General features: G+C 69.4%; 26 protein-coding genes. 8 read left to right on the plus strand and 18 right to left on the minus strand.

Translation table 11 applies throughout. The features are described 5' to 3' along the window. Positions 1-46: 46 nt before the first annotated feature. The 5 genes from mhpA to ACWC9R_RS07185 form a co-directional block, all read right to left on the minus strand. The gene (gene mhpA, locus ACWC9R_RS07165; protein WP_450729368.1) at positions 47-1,750 is read right to left on the minus strand and encodes a bifunctional 3-(3-hydroxy-phenyl)propionate/3-hydroxycinnamic acid hydroxylase MhpA; all 1,704 of its coding nucleotides are present in this window, start codon (positions 1,748-1,750) and stop codon (positions 47-49) included. Positions 1,751-1,773: 23 nt separating this feature from the next. Then, positions 1,774-2,694, minus strand: a complete 921-nt coding sequence (locus tag ACWC9R_RS07170; protein WP_450729369.1) for a VOC family protein — start codon at positions 2,692-2,694, stop codon at positions 1,774-1,776. 38 nt (positions 2,695-2,732) lie between these two features. Continuing rightward, positions 2,733-3,605: a fumarylacetoacetate hydrolase family protein gene (locus ACWC9R_RS07175; protein ID WP_450729370.1), complete on the minus strand. Its 873-nt coding sequence runs from the start codon at positions 3,603-3,605 to the stop codon at positions 2,733-2,735. Positions 3,606-3,724: 119 nt separating this feature from the next. Then, positions 3,725-4,132: a lipocalin-like domain-containing protein gene (locus ACWC9R_RS07180; protein WP_450729371.1), complete on the minus strand. Its 408-nt coding sequence runs from the start codon at positions 4,130-4,132 to the stop codon at positions 3,725-3,727. Positions 4,133-4,806: 674 nt separating this feature from the next. Then, a complete protein-coding gene (locus ACWC9R_RS07185; RefSeq protein WP_450729372.1) occupies positions 4,807-5,256 on the minus strand; it encodes an SRPBCC family protein in 450 nt (149 codons plus the stop codon). Positions 5,257-5,779: 523 nt separating this feature from the next. On the opposite strand from ACWC9R_RS07185, the gene ACWC9R_RS07190 reads away from it, so the two are divergent. Further along, the gene (locus ACWC9R_RS07190) at positions 5,780-6,505 is read left to right on the plus strand and encodes a dienelactone hydrolase family protein (protein WP_450729373.1); all 726 of its coding nucleotides are present in this window, start codon (positions 5,780-5,782) and stop codon (positions 6,503-6,505) included. 356 nt (positions 6,506-6,861) lie between these two features. Continuing rightward, the gene (locus ACWC9R_RS07195; RefSeq protein ID WP_450729374.1) at positions 6,862-7,305 is read left to right on the plus strand and encodes a cupin domain-containing protein; all 444 of its coding nucleotides are present in this window, start codon (positions 6,862-6,864) and stop codon (positions 7,303-7,305) included. 174 nt (positions 7,306-7,479) lie between these two features. On the opposite strand, the gene ACWC9R_RS07200 is transcribed toward ACWC9R_RS07195, so the two are convergent. From ACWC9R_RS07200 to ACWC9R_RS07210, 3 genes are all read right to left on the minus strand, one after another. Further along, positions 7,480-8,937, minus strand: a complete 1,458-nt coding sequence (locus ACWC9R_RS07200) for an FG-GAP-like repeat-containing protein (protein ID WP_450729375.1) — start codon at positions 8,935-8,937, stop codon at positions 7,480-7,482. A gap of 435 nt (positions 8,938-9,372) precedes the next feature. Then, the gene (locus ACWC9R_RS07205) at positions 9,373-9,819 is read right to left on the minus strand and encodes a cupin domain-containing protein (protein WP_450729376.1); all 447 of its coding nucleotides are present in this window, start codon (positions 9,817-9,819) and stop codon (positions 9,373-9,375) included. A 29-nt stretch (positions 9,820-9,848) separates the two neighbouring features. Further along, positions 9,849-10,580: an SDR family oxidoreductase gene (locus tag ACWC9R_RS07210; protein WP_450729377.1), complete on the minus strand. Its 732-nt coding sequence runs from the start codon at positions 10,578-10,580 to the stop codon at positions 9,849-9,851. Positions 10,581-10,966: 386 nt separating this feature from the next. On the opposite strand from ACWC9R_RS07210, the gene ACWC9R_RS07215 reads away from it, so the two are divergent. The 3 genes from ACWC9R_RS07215 to ACWC9R_RS07225 all read left to right on the plus strand — a co-directional run bounded on the left by ACWC9R_RS07215 (position 10,967) and on the right by ACWC9R_RS07225 (position 13,101). Beyond that, the gene (locus tag ACWC9R_RS07215; protein ID WP_450729378.1) at positions 10,967-11,425 is read left to right on the plus strand and encodes an alpha/beta fold hydrolase; all 459 of its coding nucleotides are present in this window, start codon (positions 10,967-10,969) and stop codon (positions 11,423-11,425) included. Between the two features lie 299 nt (positions 11,426-11,724). Next, the gene (locus ACWC9R_RS07220) at positions 11,725-11,991 is read left to right on the plus strand and encodes a three-helix bundle dimerization domain-containing protein (RefSeq protein ID WP_450729379.1); all 267 of its coding nucleotides are present in this window, start codon (positions 11,725-11,727) and stop codon (positions 11,989-11,991) included. A gap of 492 nt (positions 11,992-12,483) precedes the next feature. Further along, the gene (locus tag ACWC9R_RS07225) at positions 12,484-13,101 is read left to right on the plus strand and encodes a flavin reductase family protein (protein ID WP_450729380.1); all 618 of its coding nucleotides are present in this window, start codon (positions 12,484-12,486) and stop codon (positions 13,099-13,101) included. Between the two features lie 223 nt (positions 13,102-13,324). Here the strand turns inward: ACWC9R_RS07225 and ACWC9R_RS07230 are convergent, their stop codons facing one another. The 6 genes from ACWC9R_RS07230 to ACWC9R_RS07255 all read right to left on the minus strand — a co-directional run bounded on the left by ACWC9R_RS07230 (position 13,325) and on the right by ACWC9R_RS07255 (position 17,852). Continuing rightward, the gene (locus ACWC9R_RS07230) at positions 13,325-13,558 is read right to left on the minus strand and encodes a DUF2277 domain-containing protein (RefSeq protein ID WP_450729381.1); all 234 of its coding nucleotides are present in this window, start codon (positions 13,556-13,558) and stop codon (positions 13,325-13,327) included. Positions 13,559-13,586: 28 nt separating this feature from the next. Next, positions 13,587-14,225: an alpha-ketoglutarate-dependent dioxygenase AlkB family protein gene (locus ACWC9R_RS07235; RefSeq protein WP_450729480.1), complete on the minus strand. Its 639-nt coding sequence runs from the start codon at positions 14,223-14,225 to the stop codon at positions 13,587-13,589. A 275-nt stretch (positions 14,226-14,500) separates the two neighbouring features. Continuing rightward, positions 14,501-15,061, minus strand: coding sequence for a hypothetical protein (locus tag ACWC9R_RS07240; RefSeq protein ID WP_450729382.1), 561 nt, complete (start codon positions 15,059-15,061; stop codon positions 14,501-14,503). A 26-nt stretch (positions 15,062-15,087) separates the two neighbouring features. Continuing rightward, positions 15,088-15,645, minus strand: a complete 558-nt coding sequence (locus tag ACWC9R_RS07245; RefSeq protein WP_450729383.1) for a methylated-DNA--[protein]-cysteine S-methyltransferase — start codon at positions 15,643-15,645, stop codon at positions 15,088-15,090. A 291-nt stretch (positions 15,646-15,936) separates the two neighbouring features. Then, positions 15,937-16,638, minus strand: a complete 702-nt coding sequence (locus ACWC9R_RS07250) for a hypothetical protein (protein ID WP_450729384.1) — start codon at positions 16,636-16,638, stop codon at positions 15,937-15,939. Positions 16,639-17,462: 824 nt separating this feature from the next. Continuing rightward, the gene (locus tag ACWC9R_RS07255; protein WP_450729385.1) at positions 17,463-17,852 is read right to left on the minus strand and encodes a VOC family protein; all 390 of its coding nucleotides are present in this window, start codon (positions 17,850-17,852) and stop codon (positions 17,463-17,465) included. 768 nt (positions 17,853-18,620) lie between these two features. Between ACWC9R_RS07255 and ACWC9R_RS07260 the strand changes: the two genes are divergently transcribed. Continuing rightward, entirely contained in the window at positions 18,621-18,851 is a 231-nt protein-coding gene (locus ACWC9R_RS07260) for a DUF6296 family protein (protein ID WP_362613595.1), read from the plus strand. Positions 18,852-19,095: 244 nt separating this feature from the next. Here ACWC9R_RS07260 and ACWC9R_RS07265 read toward each other — a convergent pair whose 3' ends face one another. Both ACWC9R_RS07265 and ACWC9R_RS07270 read right to left on the minus strand, forming a co-directional pair. Then, positions 19,096-19,425, minus strand: a complete 330-nt coding sequence (locus ACWC9R_RS07265; protein ID WP_450729386.1) for a hypothetical protein — start codon at positions 19,423-19,425, stop codon at positions 19,096-19,098. A gap of 158 nt (positions 19,426-19,583) precedes the next feature. Beyond that, positions 19,584-19,715, minus strand: coding sequence for a hypothetical protein (locus ACWC9R_RS07270; RefSeq protein WP_450729387.1), 132 nt, complete (start codon positions 19,713-19,715; stop codon positions 19,584-19,586). A 191-nt stretch (positions 19,716-19,906) separates the two neighbouring features. Between ACWC9R_RS07270 and ACWC9R_RS07275 the strand changes: the two genes are divergently transcribed. Then, a complete protein-coding gene (locus ACWC9R_RS07275; RefSeq protein WP_450729388.1) occupies positions 19,907-20,671 on the plus strand; it encodes a chitinase in 765 nt (254 codons plus the stop codon). Positions 20,672-20,880: 209 nt separating this feature from the next. Here ACWC9R_RS07275 and ACWC9R_RS07280 read toward each other — a convergent pair whose 3' ends face one another. Beyond that, the gene (locus ACWC9R_RS07280) at positions 20,881-21,312 is read right to left on the minus strand and encodes a MarR family winged helix-turn-helix transcriptional regulator (protein WP_450729389.1); all 432 of its coding nucleotides are present in this window, start codon (positions 21,310-21,312) and stop codon (positions 20,881-20,883) included. A 104-nt stretch (positions 21,313-21,416) separates the two neighbouring features. Here ACWC9R_RS07280 and ACWC9R_RS07285 point away from each other — a divergent pair, with 104 nt between their 5' ends. After that, positions 21,417-21,935, plus strand: coding sequence for a phenolic acid decarboxylase (locus ACWC9R_RS07285; protein ID WP_450729390.1), 519 nt, complete (start codon positions 21,417-21,419; stop codon positions 21,933-21,935). A gap of 66 nt (positions 21,936-22,001) precedes the next feature. Here ACWC9R_RS07285 and ACWC9R_RS07290 read toward each other — a convergent pair whose 3' ends face one another. Further along, a complete protein-coding gene (locus tag ACWC9R_RS07290) occupies positions 22,002-23,198 on the minus strand; it encodes a cytochrome P450 family protein (protein ID WP_450729391.1) in 1,197 nt (398 codons plus the stop codon). Positions 23,199-23,393: the final 195 nt, after the last annotated feature.

Genomic DNA, 23,393 nt, shown 5'->3' on the forward strand with positions numbered 1-23,393 from the left:
GGCAGCGGCCCTCCCTCCCCGTGGGGATGGGAGAGAGGGCGCTGCCTCACCGGGCGGGCGGTACGGCGGCGGGTGCGGCGAGCTCCTGCCGCAGCGCTGCCACCAGGCCGGGCACCTCCGTGCGGGACGCACCGCCGAAGATGTAGTGGTCCGGACGCAGCAGCAGGGCCCCTTGACCGCACCGTTCCAGGTGGGAGGAGTAGGTGCCGTCGAGGTCGACGACATCGGCCGGCCCGTTCGCCGCGGGGTCGCTGGTGACCCGCAGGAGACGGATGCCGAGCCGCTCGCACCAGCCGAGGGTCTCGCCGTCGAGCACAGCGCGCGGGTCCTCGGCGCCGAGCAGGGCGAAACCGGTGCCGACGGATTGATCGAAGAGCCCGGTGCGGCCGCGGAAGCGCACCCGGCCCTGGCAGCCGAGCTGTCCCGCCGGGGCCATCGGGGTCCCGTCCGCTGCCTGCTGCAGCAGACCTCCGGTGAGGATCTGCGGGGGCATGTCCGCCAGCGGGTCACGGCCGGCCTTCCGGTCGGCGAGCATCCGCGCGTCGCGGAGAGCGGCGGCGGTGGGGTCGGGTTCGCAGATGACGCCGCCCAGGAAGACGGAGAGTTCGATGGCGTGCCGCAGGTGCTGGGAGCGTTCCGTGGTGTAGGTGTCCAGCAGGGTCTCGCCGGCCTCGCCGCGGAGCACGAGGTCCAGTTTCCAGGTGAGGTTGGCGGCGTCGCGGATGCCCGAGCACATGCCCTGGCCGGCGAACGGCGGCATCTGGTGGGCGGCGTCACCGGCCAGGAACAGGCGGCCTTCGCGCCAGTTCTCGGCCCAGCGGGCGCGGAAGGTGTAGACGGTGTGCCGCTCCAGGGTGGCGTTGCCCGGGTGCAGGTCCCAGGCGGCCAGCAGACGCCAGGCGTTCTCCGCGCTGCCGAACTCGGCGGATGACTCGCCGGGCAGCAGCATGAACTCCCAGCGGCGCCGGCCCGGCCCGCCGGAGACCGCCGTGGTGGGCCGCAGCGGGTCGCAGACCTGGAGGTTGCGCGGGGTGAAGACACGGTCCGCCTCGTGCGGGAGGACGTCCAGGACCAGCCAGTCGTGCTGGAAGCCGCGGTCGGTCATCGTCGTCGTCATCCGGGAGCGGACGAAGCTGTTGGCGCCGTCGCAGCCGACGACGTAGCGCGCACGAAGCGTGCGGTGTTTGCGCACGCCGCTGCGCAGCACCGGTTCGTCCCCGGCGCTCTCGGCGACGGTCAGCGAGACCCCGGACGCGTCCTCGGCGAGGTCCGTGGCCTCCCAGCCGCGCAGCACCTCGACCCCCGGGGTGCGACGGGCCTGCGCCTCCATGGCCCCTTCCAACTGCGGCTGGGTGAAGATGTTCATCGCCGGCCAGCCGGAGTGGCCGGTGTCCTCGAACGCCAGCCGCAGCAGGGTCTCGCCGTCACTGTTGCGCCATTCGTAGTCCGCGGCCGGCTCGCTGAACATGGGCAGGGCGTCCGCCAGGCCCAGCGAGGCCAGGATGCGGGCGACCTCGTGGTCGAAGACCACCGCCCGCGGCAGCGGGTAGGGATGTGGCCAGCGTTCGACGAGGCCCACTCGCCGTCCCCGGGACCCGAGCTGTATCGCGGTGGTGAGCCCGACCGGTCCGGCGCCGATGACCAGCACGTCGTACGTGCCATCGCCGACGTCGTCGGCTGAGGCCTGGACGCATCCTGGTGCTGTCACCGTCGCGCCGCCCGCTCCGGTGTCCGTGTGGTTCTCGTTCATGGTGTCCTCCTGCCGTACGGTCGTCAGCTCGCGTCATGGGCGCCGGTCATCAGCGCGGCGAGGTCCTCGGGCTCAAGGAAGGAGGGCGGGACCGGCGGGCCCCAGTTGTAGAGCGAGCGGGCGTCCTCCCACACCCGGGGCGTCCACAGCTGGTCGTCGACGATGCAGTCCATGTCGGCGAAGTACTCGGAGAAGTTGCCCGCCGGGTCCTTGAGGTACCAGAAGAAGTTCGAGCCCACGTGGTGGCGGCCCAGGCCCCAGACATGGCGTTCGGGGTGGCCCTCCAGCATGCGGGCCGCGCCGCGCCCGACCTCGTCGACGTCGTCGACCTGCCAGGAGGAGTGGTGGAGGAAGGAGATCGGGGCCTGCTGCACCAGGACGTTGTGGTGGTCAGTGGAGCACCGCAGGAAGGCGGCGCCCGGAACCAAGTCGCTGACCTTGAATCCCAGGCCCTCGGTGAAGAACCGCTGCGAGGCCGCCTGGTCGGTCGACCCGAGCACCACGTGCCCCAGGCGGCGCGGCCGGACGGCGCCCTCGCGCAGGACCGCCGGTGCCCGGCCGTCGGGCCGCTCGGTACGGCCGGGCCCGTTGTAGGCCACCGGTGCGGCGGCTGGCTGTACGAGGCGAGGTTGGATTTCGACGGTGACGGTCACCTCGGTGCCCGGGTCGACCGCGCGCAAGCAGTGCCCGTCGAGAACGCGGGGCACCGCCAGGCGGTCCAGGGCGGCGCCGATCCGCCCGAGGTCGTCGGCGTCATCGACGGCGACGACCAGTTCGTCCAGCCGACGTCGGGCGGCGTGCACGATCTTCAGCTGCTCACCGCCGTCGGCCGAGGCGAAGCGCCCGCGGCCCAGGGCGGTGAGGCCGAAGTCGGCGTAATAGTCGTGCGTGGCATCGACGTCGGGCACGCCCATCGTGATCCGGGCGAGACGGTGCAAGGGCATGACGGCTCCTTGAAAGCAGGGGGCAGGGCGGTCGGAGGTCAGGCGCCGGGACCGTCGGGGTAACCGGGGCCCGCGACCAGCCGGTTGCGGAGCGCGCCGATGCCCTCGATCCAGCTGTGCAGTTCCTCGCCGGGAGTCAGGAACCGACGCGGAGTGCGGGCGCCCCCGACACCGGCCGGGGTGCCGGTGAAGACCAGGTCGCCGGGCAGCAACGGGCAGACGGCGGAGAGCCACGCGATCTGCTCCGCGACCGGGAAGACCATCCGGCCGGTACGCGACTCCTGCATCGTCTCGCCGTCGACAGCGCAGCCCAGGGACAGGTCATCGGGGTCGGCGAACTCGTCGGGCGTGACCATGACCGGACCGGTCGGACTGAACCCGGGGAACGACTTGCCCAGTGCGAACTGCGGCGCCGGACCCTGGAGTTGGATACGACGCTCCGAGAGGTCCTGCCCCAGGGTGAGGCCGGCGACGTGTTTCCATGCGTCCGCCGCGCGCACCCGGTGGGCGCGGGCGCCGATGACCGCGACCAGCTCGACCTCCCAGTCCACCATCGCGCTGGGCAGTTCCACCGTGTCGTACGGACCGGCCAGCGAGGCGGGGTACTTGGTGAAGACGGCTGGGCGGGCCGGGGTGTCGAGAGCGGACTCCTCGATGTGGTCGGCGTAGTTCAGCGCGACCGCGAACACCTGACGCGGACGCGGCACGGGGGCACCGAGCCGTCGCTCCTCCAGCGGCATCCGCTCGGCTTCCTGCGCGGCGGGCGTTCGTGCCCAGGCGGTGAACTCCGCCCAGTGCTCGAAGACGGCCTGCGGGTCGGACGGGAAGTGGCCGTCACTGGCCTTCTCCACGTCGACCACCCCGTCGTCGTGAACGAGTACCAGACGGTTGCCGAGATTTGCTGTGCGCATGGCGCACCACCTCCAGGGAGGAAGAAGGAAAGGGGAAGAAAAGGAAAGGGAAAGAACGGGAAGCCTGGTGCTGCCGGACCCGGCGGCGGCAAGGGAGAAGGGCCCCGGCGGCTGCGGACTCAGTCCCGCATCCTGCGCCACCGCAGGTGCTGACGGGCTCCTTCATCCGTGGTGGCCGTCAGCAGCAGCTCGTCCGGCTCGCTGTGGACAGCCCGCTCCAGGGTGGCTCCCACCCAGGGCCCGTAATGGCTCGCGATGACGTGGTGCCGCACCGAACCGTCCGGCATCTGCTCCCAGCGCCCGGCGTACGCCACGGTCCCGCCGGACACCCCCGCCTCGCCGGTGGCTTCGGTCCGCGCCGTGGCCCCACCGGCGATGGCCGGATCGCTGGTCAGGAGGGCGCTCATCCAGCCGTCACGGGTGTACAGCAGCATCCCGCCGGGCCGGTCGCCCAGCGGCCGGGCCTCCTTCCCGGCTCGCTCGGCCGAGCAGCGCACCAGACTCCAGCCACCGATGATCTCGTCCACGTCCACATACGCCTCACAGGTTTCGTTCCGGAGCGGCCCGGCTGGACGGGGCGCACAGGGGCACCACGGAGCAGCGCCCGGCCCGGCCGGACCGTGGGGTGACCGAAGCCGCCCACGCCCTTAGCCAACCGCGGCCCCCACTTGCCCTCCTCGGTCTGCGAGCCCAAAGAACCGGCCCGCGTTTGCGCCCAGTGGCTCTCTCACGACGCCGACGGGCGGTGGGTGCCGACTCCGCGGCGCACAGCTGGCTCAGTGCGGATTCGAGCGGTCGGCGGGTGGGGCGGTCCCGTTAGCCGACGCCAGATGTGCCCCACCTCCGGAGCCGATCCAGCGACGTTCCAAGGGCACGCGGACGTCGCTTCGCCCTCTGCGGAGGGGGCTGTGTCCCGTTACTTCTCGCGTGTCGCGGTAGCCGTCGCCGGTGCCGCGGCGCTCGCCGCTACCGTCGCGCTGCCCGCCGTTGCGGCCGACCACAGCCATCACGCCCCAGCCCCGCACCCGAAGCCTGAACGCGGAGTGGGTCACGATGAGAACTTCGGCCGCTTCCCGGTCAATGAGCAACAGCCCGCGGCGGGCAGGCACGTCAATTACCTTGCACAAACCGGCCCACATGGCCGCCCTGGAAGAAGAAGCCGGCGAAGGCGCCAGGCAATACGGGCGTCCGGCCGGGCTACTCAGTCGAAAGTGCTGGCCAGGTAGGCGTTGCGGGTTCTGATGAGGTGGGGCATGTACCGGCGTAGGAGGAGTGTGTCGATGGTGCGTCCGACAGGCCCCAGCGGTGAGGCGAAGTCGATGACGTCTCGCATGAGGGTGCCGCCGATGCCGTCCGGCTCGAAATGGTGGGCGTGACGCCACCGCTTGAAGGGTCCGAACTCCTGCTCGTCCACGAAACATCGGGGCCGGTCGTAGGAGGTGATGCGGGCCTTGAGCCGCCAGGTCACGCCGAGATGGCGAGCCTGGAAGGTCACCGTGTCACCGAGCGCCAGCTCGCCCCGCGTCTTGCCGTCAACCGCTCGCTCCGAAGAACCGGCCATCGAGCGGGTATGCGACTCCACGTCCAGGCATACCGCGAACACCTGGTCCGGGGGTGCGGCGACGGCTGTCACGACCTCGAAATGCTGCACAATCTCACCCTAGACGCTGGGTATTCCGGGCCCTTGCCCGGGGCGAACGCACAACATCGTCGGGCTCGAAGACCACAAGAGCGAGCAGCTCTTCGCACAGTTCGGCCAGGCCCCGGTGGACGCCCTGAAGATCGCCAAGCCGGGTCGGGCGCGACCTGGACAGCACGCCACAGTGCTTTCCGCCGGGTCCGTGAAGTACACCCCCCGGCCGCCGTCGTTGTGGTTGATCGCGCCGGGTTGTTGCCAATTGTGTCGGCCGCGCCGGCTCCCAACTCCCAACTCCGCTACAAGCAAGGCATGTTGGGGTGGGGCCGGGGCACGCCAGAAGCCTGCCGCGAGGGTCAGTAGCCGCCGGTCGGCAGCACTGGCACCGCCACACCACGCTGGACGCGAGCTGGTGCGGGAGCAGGGGTCTGTGATGGATCGTGTGAGTCATCGCCGCACTCCAGAGGCACACTCGCGCTGTTCTGCCAGCGGTGAACGCCAGCCCGACCGGGCCCGATCGTCACTACAGTCCAGTCGCATGACGACGGTTACCACGCACACGGTCGAGTACCAGGCCGACGGCCTAACGATGATCGGACACCTCGCGCTCCCGGCCGGCGTCGACCGCCGGCCCGCGGTGCTGCTCGGACCAGAGGGCATAGGTCTCAGCGACGTCGAGCGCCGCCGTGCCGATGCGCTCGCCGAGCTGGGATACGTAGCGCTGGCCTTCGACCTCCACGGCGGGCGCTATTTGGACGACCCCGAGGAGATGCTGGCCCGTTGCATGCCGCTGCTCGCCGACCCCGACCGGATGCGGGGCATCGGCCACGCGGCGCTCGACGTGTTGCGCGCCGAACCGCGGACCGACCCCGACCGGATCGCCGCCGTCGGCTACGGCACCGGGGGCGCCATCGGGCTGGAACTCGGGCGCGACGGCGTCAGCCTGCGCGCGATCGGGACAGTCAACGCACTGACCACGGGCCGACCGGGCGAGGCGGCGCGCATCCGCTGCCCAGTGTGGGCCGGGGTCGGGTCGGAAGACCCGATCATGCCGCCCGCGCAACGGGAGGCGTTCACCGCCGAGATGCAGGCCGCGGGCGTCGACTGGCGCCTCACGGTCTACGGCGGAGCCTTGCACGCCTTCCACCACCCGCCGGTCGACCACACCGTGCGCCCCGGTGTCGGCTATCACCCACGGCACGCGCAGCGCGCCTGGCGCGACATCGTCGACCTGCTCGCCGAGTGCCTGCCCGTAACGGAGTGATCTGGTCGGCAACCACGGTTCCGGGCCGCGAACCAGGGTGCCGTCCGCGACGAACACGGTGTCCTTGCGAAACCGCTGCCGCGGGTGCAGCGCGAGCAGTGCAACGCAGTCACCCACTCGCCGAAAGCAGGGCGGGCTCAGCCTGGTGAACCGGGTTGTCCAGGACGGCTCCGACGCCGTGATCACACCAGCCACATCGAGATCATCTCGCCTGTGACTGGTGATTGCCCGGGCGGGACGTCATGGTTCCGGAGGCGCGCGTTGCCATTACAGCAACAAGAGTTGTAGTCCCGTGCGCGCTGGTCGCAGCCTGATGCTCGGCCAAAGGCCGTCGACAACAATCAGGAGGCCACCCGATGACCACCCATGAAGGCGTCATATCCGCACTGAGCGCAGACGGCAACGGGCAGCTGGGTAGCCGCATCCACCACGTTCGAGCCGGTGAGTTGGATGGCCATGCCGCCATCAGTGGCGGCACAGTCGGCTCGAAGAAGCTCTGGATGGGCCTGGTGGAGAATGCGCCGTTGAGTGCAACGGACGACCACCATCATGGCGAGTCCGAAGCGGGGATCTACGTGGTCAGCGGTCACCCCGTGTTCGTCTTCCACGACGGCATACAGGAGGTACGGATCTCCGCCGATCCTGGCGACTTCCTGCTTGTCCCCCCGTTCGTCCCGCATCGCGAGGAGAACCCCGACCCGAACGAGCCCGTGGTCGTCGTGATCGCACGGACCACCCAAGAGCCGATCAAGGTCTCCGTGCCCGAGCTGTACCAAGTCAAGGAGACAGGCACATGGTAGGGAGAGGACGTGGCCCGGTTGATCGGGTGAAGCGCCCGCGCCCCGTTCCCGATACGGGACAGCCCTTACGACTTGGTGCGCGATAGGCGACGTCGCCGACCATAAGTCAGCACAACGGAAGGGGCGGCGCCGGAATCCTCCGGTGCCGCCCCTTCCGGCGCTCCGTCTACGTGCTCAGGAGCCCGACATGGCGTCCCCGAACATGGGGTCATCCCCCAAGTTCCCGATGCCGACGGACGACGCACCGAAGCTCACCGCGCCGGTGCCCGTGATGCCTCCGGTGGAGCCGCGCAGCACCCACACGGCGCCGTCGTCGCTGTTCTCGCCGCCCGCGCCCACCGACAGATCGGCGCGACCGTCCTTGTTGTGGTCGGCGAGGTGGATGGCGTCGCCGAACATGTCCGACGACTCGTTGGCGCCCGGGACACCCGAGGTGCCCTGGTTGAAGGACTGGGCGCCGGTCCCCGTCAGGCCGGAGGCGCTGCCGCGCAGCACCCAGACGTTGCCGGCGTGGGTCGCGGAGCCGATGGTCTTGAAGCTCGCGCCGACGGCGAGGTCCGGGTAGCCGTCACCGTTGACGTCGCCCGCGGCGAGTGTGCCACCGAACGAGTCGTCGGACTCGCCCGTTCCCGGCACACCCGCGGTGTCCTGGCTGAAGACGGCGCTGTGAGTGGTGTCGACGCCCGCCGCACCGCCGTAGAACACGGTGGCGTAGCCACCCTTCGCCGTCTGGTCCGTGACGGAGACGAAGTCGGTGCCGACGACCAGGTCGTCGTGCCCGTCGCGGTCGAAGTCGGCCACGGTGAGCGCGCCCGCGTACCCCGCTCCCACCTCGGTCTGCAGCGTGGGCCCGGTCGAGGCGCCCCGGTAGACGAAGTTGCCCGCGGAGGACCCCACTACCACGTCGTCCGTCCTGTCGTTGTCGAAGTCCCCGGCGGTCATCTGGACGGCGCCCTTGGGGTACGCGCCGGACTCGATCTGCGCGTCGAAGCGCAGCTTCCCGGCCGCGCCGCCGGACTTGGTGAAGCCGCCCTTGAAGATCCACACGTCCTTGCCGGTGGAACCGACGGCCAGATCGGCCTTCCCGTCACCGGTGAAGTCGCCGACGGCGAGGGACTGGCCGAACCGGTCGTGGCCCGACACGTTCGGGTCGCTGATCGTCGTGCCGCCTGACAGGCCGGACGAGCCGCCCCACAGGATGGTGACCGAACCGCCGTCGACGTCGCCGCTGACGTCCTCCAGCGGTGTGCCCACGACGAGATCGCCGTAGCCGTCGTTGTTGAGGTCGCCATGCGCGAGTTCGGTGCCGAAGCGGTCGGAGGTCTCCGAGTCGCCTGGCACGCCGGAGGAACTCTGCGACGTGGTCTTGTGGCGCGCGGCGCTGATACCGCTCGACGAGCCGTAGTTGACGACCACGGCGCCCGCCTTCGCCTTCCCGCCCGCGACAGCACCCGGGGCGCCTGTCGCCAGATCGCGGTAGCCGTCACCGTTGAAGTCGTCGGCGAGGCCCGACGCGGCGGCACTCGCGCCGCCGGGCAGCGTGATGAGCAGGCCACCGGCCAGTGCGGCCGCGACGGCGGTGGCGCCCAGGACGACGGGACGCCGGGAGCGCTTGTGATGGGGCCGGGACATGAGTTCCTCTCCAGGACATACGTGTGGACTCGGAGATGACCTCTGGTGAACCTGAAGGGTTGTACGGGAAAGGGGAGGTTTTGGTGCCAACGACGTGGCGCACGGCAACGACCGGGGCACTTCCGGGGCATGAAGTGGGCCGTGCGGCTCGGGAGTTGTTGTGACGCCATACCTGGGCTCAACGCCGTGACCCTTCCTCACCCGGTTGCGGTCCCGATCTGCTGTGCCCCAGGGGCGCACGTACGGGAGCGAGAGGCGTTCAATGGTCTTTGCCGCAGACGGCGCCACACACGTTGGAGGACACGCACGCGCTGGCATTTCGCCTGCAGGAGCGGAAGGTCACATGCTCACCCCCGGGGCACCCGGGCACCGGTGCGCAGGTCAGGGGCGACGCCCCACAGCTCATCGCGGTCAGTCCCGGCCGCCAGGGGCGGGTCAGGTGCCGGGGCGCGGGGCTCGTAGGTGCCGGCGCCGGGCCAGCTCCTCGTCGTCGACCAGAGTGAGCATGGGCTGACCCGGCGCGCACATCATGGTGACGAGGAAGCGGCTCCGGGAGTCCGTCCGGTTGTTTCCGTCCTGGTAGTGGATGACATCGCCGCCCGGCTCCCAGAACGTCTCCCCGGCCTTGATCACCCGCTCCGGCTCACCTTCCAGCTCGAAGCGCATCTCGCCCTCCAGCATGTAGCCGAAGGCAGGTCCCGAGTGCCGGTGCGGAGGGGTGCCGGGATCGCCGGGAGGGAACTCGATGAGAACCGTCATCGCCTCCGCTCCCTCCGGAATGAGCGGCGGTTTCGCCGACTGCAGCACGGTGAGCGCCGTCTTCCATGCTTCCGAGCGCGGCTGACTTCCGGTGCTGCCTGCCGGCCTTTCGTTGTTCGACATAGCGAGGTCTCCAGCGTGGGAGGGCCGGGTCAGGCGAGCCAGTCGGTGTAATGGGTGGGGGCGATCCGTGCGTCGTCCCTGGTGGTGAGCACATCGCCGTCGACGGCGGCGAACATGCCGGCGGTGTCGTCGGTGACGACCGTGCGGCCGTCGGGCCGGGCGTTCAGGGTGATCCGGCCGAGTTCGTCGAGGGGATGCACGTCGGGCCCGCCGACGTTGAGGGTTGCGTTCAGAGGGGTACCGGCGGCGACTTCGGTGACGGTGTCGGAGACGTCCTGGGCGGCGATCGGCTGGAGTGGGGTGGTGGGCAGGCGAACGGTGTCGCCTTCGGTGGTCCAGGACATGAAGGCGTCGATGAACTCCATGAACTGGGTGGCGCGCACGATCGAATAGGGGACCGGGCCGGCCTTGAGGAGGTCTTCCTGCAGGACCTTGGCGCGGTAGTAGGCGAGGTCGGGCACCTGGTCCGCGCCCACGATCGAGAGAATGACGAAGTGCCCCACCCCGCCCTTGTGGCCGGCGGCCAGGAGGTTGTCCATCGAGGTCCGGAAGAAGGCGGGAGAGGCGTCGTCGAAGGTCGGGGAGTTCGTCAGATTGACGACACAGTCGGCTCCGGCCACCGCCTCCTCCACGCCTTGGCCTGTGAGCACGTCGACCCCTGTGGACGGCGAGTGCGGCGCGGCCTCGTGTCCGGCGGCGTTCAGCTTCTTGACGACCTGCGACCCGATCAGACCGGTTCCGCCGATGACTGCGAACCTCATGAGGCACCTTTCGTCGCGCACCGATAGGTCATGCCTCTCCAGACTGCGGCGAGGCAGTGCGCGGTGCACGCGGGACCATGCACTCCTGGGCATGTGGGTGGCGCTAAGTGCTTGGGTCATCACTGAACGCGATCGAGCTAAGAGTCATTCCCTTGGCCGCTGCGGCCGGCCCGAGCGCTCCGCCCTCGCCGTTGCCGCCACCGGCGTGGTGGGCCGGTCCGCGCAGCGGCCAGTGGGGCACCCCTTGCCGGCCGTGGCCGACCAGAGCGGCTTCCTGAAACCAGTCGGGTCATTCGTCCAGTCCTCTGGGTCCAGCGTGCAATGGTTGCCGGGCTGAGCTCTGCTTAGGGTCAGAGTCCCCTGGCTTCGCCGAAAGGGACCTGCCCATGGCTGACAAGCCCTCAATTGTTCTGGTGCACGGTGGTTTCGTGGACGGGTCCGGCTGGCAAGCGGTCTACGACTTGCTCACACACGACGGCTACCGGGTAGCCGTGGTGCAGAACCCCACCCTGTCGCTGCAGGACGATGCCGCCGCCACGCGGTTGATCATCAACGAGCAGGATGGCCCGGTTGTGCTGGTCGGCCACTCTTGTGGCGGTGCGGTCATCACCGAAGCGGGCACCGACTCGAAGGTGGCTGCCCTGGTCTACATCGCGGCCTTTGTGCCAGACGCGGGCGACTCGGTGAATACGCTCACCGGCGGTTTCCCTACCGACGTGCCCGGGCCGCCGATCCTGCCACCCAAGGACGGCTTCCTGTTCCTCGACCGGGACAGGTTCCCCGCATCGTTTGCCGGTGACCTGCCCTGTGACAAGGGGTGGTCTGCCGCATCGCTTCGCCGGTGACTCGACTGGACCCTGCTCGGTCGCAGCTCGGGTCGGCCCGCTCCCGGCCCGCGTGGAGGGGGGCGCCGGCACCTCTGAGCACAGTGAACGGTCTCTGCCTCAGGTATGGCTCGGGGTGGGCCCGCGCCGTGTCCGGAGCAGCTATGGCCTGACGCTCCGGCCTGTGATGGCCGGATTCCGGCAACGTGCCACCCGCCCGGTGCAACGATCAACTCGATGGTCGTGCGGGAGCATTCCGGTGACGGCCGAGTCAGACAATGTCCCAGGTCAGGGAGAACACCATGGCGATGGATGGACGCGTGAAAGAAGCCATCCAGGCCGTTGCCGAACGCCTCACGGACGCCTACATCACGACACGCACCCCCGAGGAGATCGAGGCAGCCGTCACGGAGGCCCGCGATGCCGGTGAGTGCGGTCTCGGCCCGGGCACCATGGGCAGACCCCGTGGTGGGCAGCGAGGGCGGGGCGGAATCGGCCGCAGTGGCGGCTTGGAGGACGAGGTCGGTGACCGCTTCGGGGTGGGAGATCATGGCTACGTGGGAGGAGTCGATCTCCACGGCGTGTGAACCCGCACGCCTGGCCTCGAAGCGTTCCTGGTCGGGGTTGATGGTCCTGTCCTGCTTCGCGACGAGGAACCACGACGGGATGTGTCTCCAGGCAGCTGCCTTGGCCTTCTCCGAGAACGCGGTCGTCGCTGCGGGCCGTTGGGCCACCGCCATAAGCCGCGTGGTGCTTTCCGGCAGGTGGCGGGGCCGAGCCCGTAGTCGGCGTGCTCACGTGCGTACGGGACGAACTCCGCGGTGTTGTTGGGCCGCACCACGACGTCATGGCCCGCCCGGCCCTCCAGCCGGCCAGTCTCTCCGCGACCTGCGCGAAGTGCGAGCCGTCCACGACGTCCGGGGTGGGCGACTTCGCGAGGAACGCTCCGAGGCGGTGCTCTGCCACCTCCGCCACGTCGGCGCGGTCCCGGGCACGGGAGGGGAGCAGCCGCACATGCGGGGCCGCCCTCCCAGTAACCGCTGTACGGTCTGCGGCCGCGCACCTGGATACTGATCACCATGCGCACTGACTTTGACCCCGCCGCAATGTCCCGCAACGAGTTCTACAGGCTGCTGACCGCGGTGGTCGTTCCGCGGCCCATCGCCTGGGTGTCGACCACGTCGGCGGACGGGACGCACAATCTCGCGCCGCACTCCTTCTTTACGATTGCCAGTGTCGCGCCGCCCGTTGTGCAGTTCACCTCCGTTGGGCGCAAGGACACCTTGCGCAATGTCGAGGCGACCGGACAGTTCGTGGTGAACCTCGCGCCGGAGGGGCTCTTCGAGCAGATCAATGACACGGGGACGGATTTCCCGCACGGGGTGAGTGAGTTCGAGGCGGCCGGGGTCGGTTCCGAGCCGAGTCTGCGGGTCAAGCCGCCGCGGGTGGCAGCCTCCCCGGTGGCGTTGGAGTGCGAGGTGCACACCACGCTGGGAATCGGGGACGCCACCGTGGTGTTCGGGCGCGTGCTGCATGCCGCGGTGTCGCAGGACGTGCTGGTCGACGGGCACCCCGAGATCTCCAGGATGAAGCCGATGTCACGGCTCGGAAAGGACGAGTGGGGCACGCTCGGCGACGTACGGGAGATCTCCCGTATCCGGCACGCGGACTGGCGGGGGCCGGCCGGCGACCGGTAGGGGAGGGGTAAGAGGGGGAGAGGTGCTCCGGGGAGGCAATTGAGGCGGGGCGTTGCTGTGACTTCTCTTGCGTTCGGGGGTGTGCACGCGCCGCCCGACCATTAATACGTACTCCGCACACAGACAGTTTCCCAGCGATCACCTAACGGTCAGGCGCTGCTCGATGGGTGGGCGTGAGCAGGGTGGCCGCGGCCATGGGCTCTGCTCCTGGCCGCCCGCGCGGTCAGGAGGGGGTATGGCGACGGGCGGCCGACCCGCGGATCTGCAGGCCGTCCAGAAGGTCCTGGGTCGCGGCTGCCACGGCGTCCACGGCCTGGTCGAAGACCTCGCGGTTGTGTGCGGCCGGGGCACGGAACCCGGAGACCTTGCGGACGTACTGGAGGGCCGCGGCCCGGATGTCCTCATCGGTGACCTCGGGGGCGGCGGGCGGGCGGAGTGTCTTGATGCTGCGGCACATGAGTCCAGTGTGCCTCGCGCCGCCACGGTCAGCCGTCGAGTCCGGTCACCCGCATCGTGATGTTGAGGCGGCCGCCGGCCAGACCGGTCGCCGGGTCGCCGGTGCCCGGTCGGACCTTGGGCACGCCGTGGTAGGCGAAGCGGGACGGGCCGCCGAAGACGAAGAGGTCACCGGAGGCCAGCTCGATATCGGTGTACGGCTTGGTCCGCGTCTCGGTGTTGCCGAACCGGAAGACGCAGGTGTCACCGATGCTGAGGGAGACGACCGGCGCGCCGGAGCGCTCTTCCTTGTCCTGGTGCATCCCGAGTTTTGCCTGGTCGTCGTAGAAGTTGATCAGTGCCGTGTCCGGTGTGTAGCCGTCACCCGCAGCGGTGTCCTCGTACGCCTCGACCAGCGCCCGACGGCCCAACTCCACCATCCAGTCAGGGAATTCGGGGACCCGGGCGCCATTCACATCGTCGGCGGTGCGGGTGTAGGCGTACGGCTGCCAGTGCCAGCCGATGCACACCGTCTGGACGGACATCACTCCGCCGCGCGGAAGCTTGGTGTGCCGGATCGGGGCCGGGCCGCGTGCCCAGCCACGGCACGCGGTGACCAGCTCGCGCTGCTGGGCCACGGTCAGCCAGCCGGGGACGTGGACGGCGCCGGGGGCGATCTCCCGCCGGATGTTGGTACGGGCATGGCTTCGGCCGGGTCCGGCGGGGGAGCGGCGGCCCCCGGAACCGTCGGATTCTCCCGCTCCGCCGGACCCGGCCGAAGCTCCAGGGCTTCCGGGCCCTCCAGGCCCCCCAGGACCTTGAGGCCCTTCACCGTCACCCGGTCGGCCAGATCCATCGGCGCTCGTCGGCTCCCCGAAGGCTTCGTAGCCCCCGTAGCCCCCGAAGTCCTCGAATCCGGGAAGTGGCGTACTCATCTGCTCCTGCCTCATTGCTGGCTGGCTGCTTACAGCGTGCCACGGGGGTGAAGCGGCGTCGTACGGGCCGGTAGCCGCTCGGCGACCCAGCCGCGGTCGATGGTCCAGGTGCCGCCGTCCGTCGTGACACCGCGCATGCCCTGCAGCGTCGCTGGGCCTGCCAGGGCGGGGACGCGGGAGTCGCCGAGTGCCGCGAAGCCGAAGGTGCGGGCGGGGTCCCAGTCGGTGCTGTGACGCAGTCGGCGGCTCATCTGGGCCCAGCCGAGGGGCGCGGCGGCCACCACCCAGGCATCCGGTTCCCCGGCGGTGAAGCGGCGAGCCGCCCGCAGCCAGGACGCCGCGGATTCCGGCCAGTCGACCACGGCGAGGACCGGCTGTCGCCCGATCCCGCACCAGGCGTCGGTGAAAGCCGCCGCGGACGCACGCGACGCGGCGTCCCGGCTGTGCCCGACGACCACCGTGGCGATACGTAGGTGGGGCGCGGTCAACAGGCGGAGGAGGGTGGCGAGTTCCGCCTCGGTGTGCGGGGCGGGGGAGGGGAGACCGTCGTAGGCGGCCACCTCGGCGGGGGAAATCAGGGGCGAGGTCATCGGGAGGGGGACCGGGCGTGGCCGGGTCAGATCAGAGTGGGCTGGAGGGCGCCCTCGTGCGTGAGCAGCGCAACCTTGGCTTCGACGCCTGCCGCATAGCCACGCATCGTTCCCTCCGCGCCGATCACTCGATGGCATGGGCGCAGGATCAGGAGAGGATTCGCGCCGACGGCTGCCGCCAGAGCCCGTACGTCGCTCCGCGGCACTCCGGCGGCATCGGCGAGCCGGCCGTAGGAGGTCGTCGTGCCGTATGGAATCGCTTCCAGGGCTCGCCAGACACGCTCCTGGAATGCCGTACCGGTTGTCCGGAACTCCAGCTCGAAGCGGGTGAGCCCGCCGGCGAAGTAGGCGTGGAGCTGGCGGACGGCCTCGGCGAAGGAGCCAGGGTCGTGACGCCAGTGCGGCCGTACGGTGCTGCCCTGCTGCTGCGGCATGGTGAGGGAGACGAGGGCGGTGCCGCCGGGGGCGGTGGCCGAGTCCTCTCCGACGAGCAGCAGCTCACCGAGGGGGCTGTCATAGGTCGTGTAGCGGGTGGTGACAGTGGTGGTCTCGGGGGTGACAGTGGTCGTCTCGGGGGAATCCATGGCGCGTCCTCGTTCGTGTCCGCTGCTTTCACTCCTTGAGTCTGCGGGAGCGGAGGCGCTTCGGCTGGCGGGAATCGGACGTGACGGTGGGGTGCCGGGGCTGGGGCCATGCGCGGCGCACCGTGTCCCGTCCGGACCGTGACGCAGGCGGTGGGACAGTGCCCTGACCAGCGTCGTCGACTGGATACAACGGCGCTGCTCAGGGCAGGGGGGACGCTCATCCGTGGGTCTGCTCATCGCCAGACTCGGGAGGGGAGGGCCGCTCGGGGCTCACTCCCCGCCTCTCCGTGCTCAGGAGCGGTAGTGCTCGACGACCTTCGTCGCAATGCCGCCCTTGATGGTGACCTGGACCTCGACGGACCCCAGCTTGGCCGCCTTCTCCAGCTGCTTCTCGGTGCACGGGGAGGTGCCGTTGCCCTTGCTGTCCATGGTGACATTGCCGTTCGACGCGCAGATGGTGGCGGCACCCAGAGTCTTGGTCTGCGACCCGACGAAGAAGGCCTGCTCCGTACCGGAGGCCGGAGCCACGGTCAGCTTGCCGGGCGCCATGTACTTGAGGACGCCGCTCACGGTGGCGTTCACTCCCTTGCCCTTGGGCGCCGATGCGGAGCCGCCCGCCGAACCGGAGCCCGATTCGGAACCACCCGTGCCGCTGCCGCCCGCCCCTTCGCTGTTCCCGCCGGTCTTTCCGGCTTGGGGCTTCTGCTGACCCTCTGCCGCACCGTCCTTGGACGGCATGCCGCCAGTGCTGCCGTTGGACGCCCCGCCAGCCGACGATTCCTCCGGCTGAGGGCTCGTCGAGACCTTGGTGCTCCCTTGCGCGTTGTCCTGGCCGTTGCCGCCACAGGCGGTCAAGGCGAGCGAGGCGACGGCTGCCAGCGAAGCAGCGGCGATCAGACGCCCACGACGACGGAACGTCGAGCCGGCGGAAGTGGCGGCCTTGGTGGTGCCGTTGGCGTCGACATCGGCCTCGGTGTGCTGGTTCCCGGACATGAATCCCCCTTGTGTTAAGACTGCCACTCAACATCCCTGCGGAGAAGCGGCGTTGCTGCGTTGGTGATGGAGCGGGTGCGGCCGTTGGCGTCGATCGACAGCCTTGGGTCAGGCCTCGACCCGCTTCGGTGCGCGACACACGTAGAGCTTGATCGCGCACGTTGGCGAACGGTTAACGCACCACTAACGCGGTCCTGAGAGCCGCTATTTCACCCGCAACAGGGGCAGGGGAAGGCCAGGGGAGGGGATGGGGGAGGGAACGGCGCGGAACCAAGGTAGGAGCCGGCGCCGTACCGTGAGCCGCCCGCCGGCGGAGGGGTGAGGTTGACGTCGTCCAGGCGTGAGGCCGAAGTGGACCATTGCCCTTGACCGTTGTGGGCTCTACGCCGCCTCGACGACCTCTGTTACCTCCGAGCGCACCGCCAAGGTCCATATCTCCAGCAGCACCGCATACTCCGCCATGTCCTGAGCCGACCACGCAAGGCCGCGCCGGGCGCGTACAAATCGCCGGATCGATTCGTTCGCCTCGGAAGCAGGGACGGGTACACCAGTATGGGCAGAAGGAGTTGGGGACATATGAGCAATGCTAGGGGCAGACACTGACAACGCGGCCCCGAGCCAACTGGCCCACGGCCCGCAGCTGCTGCTCTGGCCGACACTCCGACGCACTCTCAACTTCCTGACCAGCAAAGACGATCGGCCCTTACCGGCACCCCTGCTGGCGGCATGTGTCCATTCCCACACGCTCCGCGGTCGCCCGCATTCGCTTGGCGATCACGGCGGAAGCCCGCACCCAGGACACGCCCCCGCCGGCGCCGCTGCGCTCAATGGAGGAAGAAGCAGAACGGATGCCCCGCCGGATCAAGAAGTACCCGGACATCGTCCTGCGGCTGGAACGTGGCGCGCCTCGCTCCGATCGCGACCGCATAGGCCTCGGCCTCGTCAAGGTCATCGACCCGGAGATCGAGATGGAGCATCTTCTGCTGCTTCTGGGGGCGTTCCGGCCACACGGGCGCCTGGTATCCGGGCTCGGACTGGAATGAGAGACCGGTGCCGCCGTCCGGGCAGGCGAGCAGCACCCAGTCCCGCTCGCTGGCTTTCACCTCCCAGCCGAGCAACTGCCGATAGAAGTCCGCAAGCGTATGAGCATCCAGGCAGTCCAAGACCACCGCCGCAAACGAAATCCGAGGCCGCCCGGCCATCGTCCGTCCCACTGCTGACACCTCTCCCGTCACACCTGCCCCTCTCGATCGAGTGACGTCTCAGGTCCCGGTTGGCGCCGGTGCGCACGGGGCCTCCCACGACAGAACCTCAGGGGATACCCACTGGAGCAGCGGCCCTCCCGCATCGACCTCAGGCAGCGGAACTCCCAGGGAGGCCGCTCCTTGGCCCCACCGCCGTGTTCTGTCGACCCGCGTTGTCAGTGGTGCCCCGTACCGTGGTTTCGGTAACTATCCGAGCTGCTGGCGCTTCTCGGACCCGCTCCGCTCCCGTGACAGCGCACGGGAGCGGAGCACTCGTCCGAGCGGCAGAGCGGGCCTCTCGGTGGCGTGCAGGGAGCGGACTGTCCTGCGGCGGAGCGACGAGGAGGGTGGCCGGTTCGACGGCGGCGACTCCCGTAGCGGCCTGCCACCCTGCGGCGTCGTTCCTCACCGCAGAGTAGGCGGCGGCGGAGGTGGCAGCGCGGTCTGCGCGAGTAGGTCGGCGGTGGCCGACCTTCAGTCGCAGGTGCCTGCCGAAGGGGCGAGGGTGACGGGGGCATGAATGCGCTGCCGGTTGAGGGCTGCCGCCAGCAGTCGATCTCCGTCGTCCCCATTGGTGTGGTGGTGCAGAGGCCAGGCATAGGCCTCTCCCCGGCATCCTCCTCAGGCGCTGCGGGCGGGAGTGGGTGACGATGGAAAGGGCGGGGTGTAGCGGCGCGCTGAGAGAGGCGGCGGGGAGAGCCGTCGGAGGTACCTGCCCAGTTTCATCGGGAGGCCCTGATGGATTACCCGGAATGCTATGAGCTGGTATTTCAAGCTCCCGCGGTGGAGGACGACGTGGTGATCGTCCATCGCACCGAGCGGGCGGGGGCGGGCGGGTATCCGGTCTACGAGGACGAGTCGGGGATCGTACGCGCAGAGATCAGCGACCGGGGCGAGGTCCGCATGCAGGCCAGCGGGGGACACCAGATGCTCCGCACGCCGATGCTCGCGCGTCCCCTCACCCCGTGAGCTTCAGGAGCAGCCCATCCCGTAGGTGGGTGTGCGTATGCGTGCGCACATTCTGTAGAGCACCCCTTGCGCTGTGTGGAGCCCGCGACATTCGAGCGCCTCGCCCCGCTGCGAACCTCCTCCTGCAAGCCACCCATCGCCTTCTGTGTTTCGCTGACTGCGTCAGGTGAGCAGTTCGCGGCGCGCGATATCTGGGGGTGGTGAGCATCGTGATCTCCGGCCGCATTCCGTGGCCGGGTGAAATTCAGAGGCCGCGCAGATGGCCGCGCCTTCGAGGTGATCGGGGGGCGTCGGGCTTCGGCGCCTGTGCGGAATCCGCAGCGCTCTCTTCGCCGGTCGCGCCGAGTTCGCTGACCGTGCCGGCTTCGTCGCCTCGGTCGTTCTCGGCCTGGCTTGTCTCCTGCTCGCCCTCCTCGCCGCCGCTGATCTCGGCGGAGTGGGGCTGGGAGGCGGGTCCGGGTTGCGGTGTGGTGCGGGCGGTATGGCTTTCGAGTACCGCCATGGCGCGTTCGAGCGTCTCACCGGTGACCTGCATCCGGATTCTGGCCAGTCGTTCTAACTCGGTACGCGACACCACGTCAGGGTACCTGCCGTCAGTTCAAACCTCGGCCCGCCACAAAAACCGGGGGAGTGTGTGAAGTTGGCGCCTGCCATGCCCTCAACCCGTGCCTTGCGATGGATCACTGTATTGGTATGGACATGCACAAGGCGGAGCCATAATCTAACGCTGGTCTAGACCGCAGCATTCCCGCGATGCTGGCCGTAGCCGTAGCCGTAGCCGTAGCCGTAGCCGTAGCCGTAGCCGTAGCCGTAGCCGTAGTTGTCATTGCCGTCGCGCCGCGCTAGTTGGCGGTCTCGTGTCACCTGCCCCACTGACCCGCCCGCGCTCCAACGCCCCGCTTCCCGCACGCCAGTTGGTCCGGCGCCCGGTGGTACAGGCCGCGCGCTCCTGGTCTTGGTGATCGGCGGCAACTGACGCTGCCGGTTGAGCGATCCCCCCACACGCCGTGACCCCTCCCTGCCCGGAGGGTGGCCGGCGAGAAGGAGTCACCGTAATGAGGTCACGTATTGCCGCGCTGCTGAGTGCCGCGACCGTCGCCGTGGGCGTAGCCCTCGTGGTGCCGACGATGCCTGCGGTTGCCGCGACGGGGTGTGGTTCCCACTGTGCCGCGGCTTCGCCCGGTGCCGACGTCAGGGCCGAGGGGTTCGTCGTCAGCGAGGCTCAGTTCAACCAGATGTTCCCGAACCGGAATGCGTTCTACACCTACAGCGGGCTGACCGCGGCGCTCAGCGCCTATCCGGAGTTCGCGAACACCGGGAGCGACACCGTGAAGCGTCAGGAGGCCGCGGCCTTCCTCGCGAACGTCAGTCATGAGACCGGTGGCCTCGTCCACGTGGTCGAGCAGAACACCGAGAACTATCCCCACTACTGCGACGCCACCCAGCCGTATGGGTGCCCCGCCGGCCAGGCCGCCTACTACGGCCGCGGGCCGATACAGCTCAGCTGGAACTTCAACTACAAGGCGGCGGGCGACGCGCTCGGCATCGACCTGCTGAACAACCCCTCCTTGGTGGAGCAGGACGCCGCCGTCGCCTGGAAGACCGCCCTCTGGTACTGGAACACCCAGACCGGGCCCGGCACCATGACCCCGCACCAGGCGATGGTCAGCGGCGCCGGCTTCGGCGAGACCATCCGCAGTATCAACGGTGCCCTCGAATGCAACGGCGGCAACCCCGGCCAGGTGCAGAGCCGGATCAACAGCTACCAGGGCTTCGTGCAGATCCTGGGGACCACGCCCGGCGGCAATCTGAGCTGCTGACGCGAAGGTGCGGCAGGGCCGCAGTGGCCGGCGGTGGGTGGTGGACGGATCTCCCACTGCTGGGCGCTGCCCCGCAGGCCCCGGCCTACGGTCCGCCGAACCCCACCCCTGATGCCGCATCAGGCCAGCTGCGTGCCACATCAGATCAAGACGCGCCCCGTTGGTGACCGTCGAAACGGCGTCACCACCGGCCTCCACCGGCCGTCCGCTCATCCGCCCAGGGTGGTCACCAGGCGCGCGAGGGCCGGCATGGCTGCGGTGAGTGTGTCGCGGTCGCCGGGGGGAAGCCTGTCCATCGCCTGCTCCAGCGTCTCCCGGCTGGCCCGGTCGTAGCGCTCGAGCAGTTCCCGCGCGCCCGGGGTCACGGACAGGTCCACCGCCCTGAGGTCCGTCGTGGACGAGTGACGTTCCACGAGTCCTGCCGCTGTCATCGTGCGCACCAGATTGCTGACCGTCGAGGGGGAGATGCGAAGCCTCTCGGCGACCGCCCGGGTGCCCAGCGGGCCGTCGGCGGACAGCACCCGCAACAGCTCGATCTGGGCGTCGGGCAAGTCGGGGAGGCCCTCGGCGGCGCGGGTCGAGCGCAGTACGGCCCGGCGTAGGGGGCCGAGGAGGCGGCTGAGGTCGGCGGCGGTGTTCACGGCTCCATTGTGGCAGCAGGATGATTTTGCTTCAAAGTAGTTTTGTTGCAAAGTGTAGTGACGGACAGCGCGAGACGCCGTACACCAGCAAGGAGAGCCAGGCCATGACGACCGTCGCGAACCCCGTCCCTGCGCAGGACCTCTCGGGCCTCACCGGGAAGCACTTCATCTACACCTATGCCAACGGCTGGCAGTACGAGATGTACGTGAAGAACTCCCGGACGATCGACTACCGCATCCACACCGGCATGGTCGGCGGTCGTTGGGTGAAGGACCAGGCAGTTGACCTCGTCCGTCTCGACTCGGACGTTTACAAGATCTCCTGGACCGAACCCACCGGCACCTCGGTCAGCGTCAACGTGCTGCCCGCCAAGCGCCTGCTCCACGGCGTGATCTTCTTCCCGCATTGGGTGCACCAGCACCCCGAGCGCAGCGTCTGTTACCAGAACGACCACCTGGAGCAGATGGCCAAGTACCGTGAGCAGGGCCCGGCTTACCCGATCTGCGTGGTCCCCGAGTTCGCGAAGATCACCTTCTTCGAGGACTGCGGCGAGAACAACGAAGGCGTCATCGCCGTGGACCCGGCCGACCTGCCCGAGGGCTATGCCGACCGCGTCAACTGACCCCGTGCTCCCGTATACCCCTCTCCTCGACTCTCCTCAACAGGGCGAACGGCGTTTGATGCGGCCCTAGCTGCTCCAGCGCACCGGCAGGTGTTCCGTTCCCCGGATGAGCATCCCGGTGCGCCAGATGAGGTCGTCGATATCGGTGTCCAGGGCGAGGTCGGGGCAGCGTTCCAAGAGGGACCGGAGCGCGATGCGGGCCTCCAGGCGGGCCAGTGGGGCGCCGAGGCAGAAGTGGATGCCGTGGCCGAAGGCGGTGTGTCCGCGGGCGTCGCGGGTGATGTCGAAGTCGTCGGCGGCGGCGAAGTGTTCGTGGTCGCGGGAGGCGGAGGCAAGGGCGATCACGACGGTCTCGCCGGCCGGGATCAGCGTGTCGCCGATCTGGACCGGCTCCGCGGTGAAGCGCCAGGTGGCCGTCTCCACCGGGCCGTCGTAGCGCAGCATCTCCTCCACGGCGTTGTCGAGGAGGGAGAAATCGGCCCGCAGGGCCGCCAGTTGGGCCGGGTGCTGCAGCAGGGCTCGTACCCCGTTGGCCAGGAGACTGACGGTCGTCTCATGGCCGGCGACGAGCAGCAGGAAGGCCGTGCCGATCAGCTCGTCGCGGGAGAGCTGGTCGCCGTCCTCATCGCTGGTGCGGATCAGGGCGCTGAGCAGGCCGTCGCCAGGGGCCTTCCGCTTGGATTCGATGAGGTCGACGAGATAGCCGGACATCGCCACGACCGCCTGTTGGGCCGCTTCCTCACCGGTCGGTGCGACGATCTCGTTCGACCAGGCTCGGAAGGCTTCCCGGTCCACGGTGGGGACGCCGAGCAGTTCGCAGATGACGGTCATGGGCAGCGGGAACGCGAGCGCCTCGACCAGGTCGGCACGGCCCTCCGGGGCGGCGAGCATGGCGTCCAGCAGCTCGTCGGTGATCTGTTGCACCCGCGGCCGGAGCGCCTCGACGCGGCGGGACGTGAATTCCTTGGCCACCAGCTTCCGCAGCCGGGTGTGGTGGGGCGGGTCCGCGTCCAGCATGCTCGTCCACAGGGCCGACTCCTCGCCCGCGTCGTTCTGCAGCCCGGTCTTGCGCCAGTCCTTGTTGAGGCGCGCATCGCTGAGCGCGGCCCTGGCCGCACGGTGCCCTACGACCAGCCACCCTTCCTGGCCGTAGGGGAGACGCACCCGGTGTACGGGCCCCTGGGCGCGCAGCTTGGCGTAGTACGGATACGGATCTGTGGTGAAGTCCTTGCCGTAGGCCTCCAGATCGACAATCTCCGCCATACGCGCCCGCCCCTCTTGATGATCCCCGATGATGCACGACTTCCGGCACCGTTCAGACCGTATGCGGCGAATCCCGGCAGCAACATCGGCCCCACGGAGGAGTCGCAGCGGCCGCTGCCCACCCGCTGTACTGCTTTCGTTGTAGTGCGCCGACCGCCAGCCTTCTGTCGTCCGGTCGCGGCCCCGTGGTGGTAC

The organism is Streptomyces sp. NPDC001219 (assembly GCF_053597915.1).

Excerpts from the sequence above, each read along its gene's own strand:
- mhpA (WP_450729368.1), bottom strand. The coding sequence starts at position 1,750 with ATGAACGAGAACCACACGGACACCGGAGCGGGCGGCGCGACGGTGACA.
- ACWC9R_RS07170 (WP_450729369.1), bottom strand. The coding sequence starts at position 2,694 with ATGCCCTTGCACCGTCTCGCCCGGATCACGATGGGCGTGCCCGACGTC.
- ACWC9R_RS07175 (WP_450729370.1), bottom strand. The coding sequence starts at position 3,605 with ATGCGCACAGCAAATCTCGGCAACCGTCTGGTACTCGTTCACGACGAC.
- ACWC9R_RS07190 (WP_450729373.1), top strand. The coding sequence starts at position 5,780 with ATGACGACGGTTACCACGCACACGGTCGAGTACCAGGCCGACGGCCTA.
- ACWC9R_RS07195 (WP_450729374.1), top strand. The coding sequence starts at position 6,862 with ATGACCACCCATGAAGGCGTCATATCCGCACTGAGCGCAGACGGCAAC.
- ACWC9R_RS07200 (WP_450729375.1), bottom strand. The coding sequence starts at position 8,937 with ATGTCCCGGCCCCATCACAAGCGCTCCCGGCGTCCCGTCGTCCTGGGC.
- ACWC9R_RS07205 (WP_450729376.1), bottom strand. The coding sequence starts at position 9,819 with ATGTCGAACAACGAAAGGCCGGCAGGCAGCACCGGAAGTCAGCCGCGC.
- ACWC9R_RS07210 (WP_450729377.1), bottom strand. The coding sequence starts at position 10,580 with ATGAGGTTCGCAGTCATCGGCGGAACCGGTCTGATCGGGTCGCAGGTC.
- ACWC9R_RS07215 (WP_450729378.1), top strand. The coding sequence starts at position 10,967 with ATGGCTGACAAGCCCTCAATTGTTCTGGTGCACGGTGGTTTCGTGGAC.
- ACWC9R_RS07225 (WP_450729380.1), top strand. The coding sequence starts at position 12,484 with ATGCGCACTGACTTTGACCCCGCCGCAATGTCCCGCAACGAGTTCTAC.
- ACWC9R_RS07230 (WP_450729381.1), bottom strand. The coding sequence starts at position 13,558 with ATGTGCCGCAGCATCAAGACACTCCGCCCGCCCGCCGCCCCCGAGGTC.
- ACWC9R_RS07240 (WP_450729382.1), bottom strand. The coding sequence starts at position 15,061 with ATGACCTCGCCCCTGATTTCCCCCGCCGAGGTGGCCGCCTACGACGGT.
- ACWC9R_RS07245 (WP_450729383.1), bottom strand. The coding sequence starts at position 15,645 with ATGGATTCCCCCGAGACGACCACTGTCACCCCCGAGACCACCACTGTC.
- ACWC9R_RS07250 (WP_450729384.1), bottom strand. The coding sequence starts at position 16,638 with ATGTCCGGGAACCAGCACACCGAGGCCGATGTCGACGCCAACGGCACC.
- ACWC9R_RS07260 (WP_362613595.1), top strand. The coding sequence starts at position 18,621 with ATGGATTACCCGGAATGCTATGAGCTGGTATTTCAAGCTCCCGCGGTG.
- ACWC9R_RS07275 (WP_450729388.1), top strand. The coding sequence starts at position 19,907 with ATGAGGTCACGTATTGCCGCGCTGCTGAGTGCCGCGACCGTCGCCGTG.
- ACWC9R_RS07285 (WP_450729390.1), top strand. The coding sequence starts at position 21,417 with ATGACGACCGTCGCGAACCCCGTCCCTGCGCAGGACCTCTCGGGCCTC.
- ACWC9R_RS07290 (WP_450729391.1), bottom strand. The coding sequence starts at position 23,198 with ATGGCGGAGATTGTCGATCTGGAGGCCTACGGCAAGGACTTCACCACA.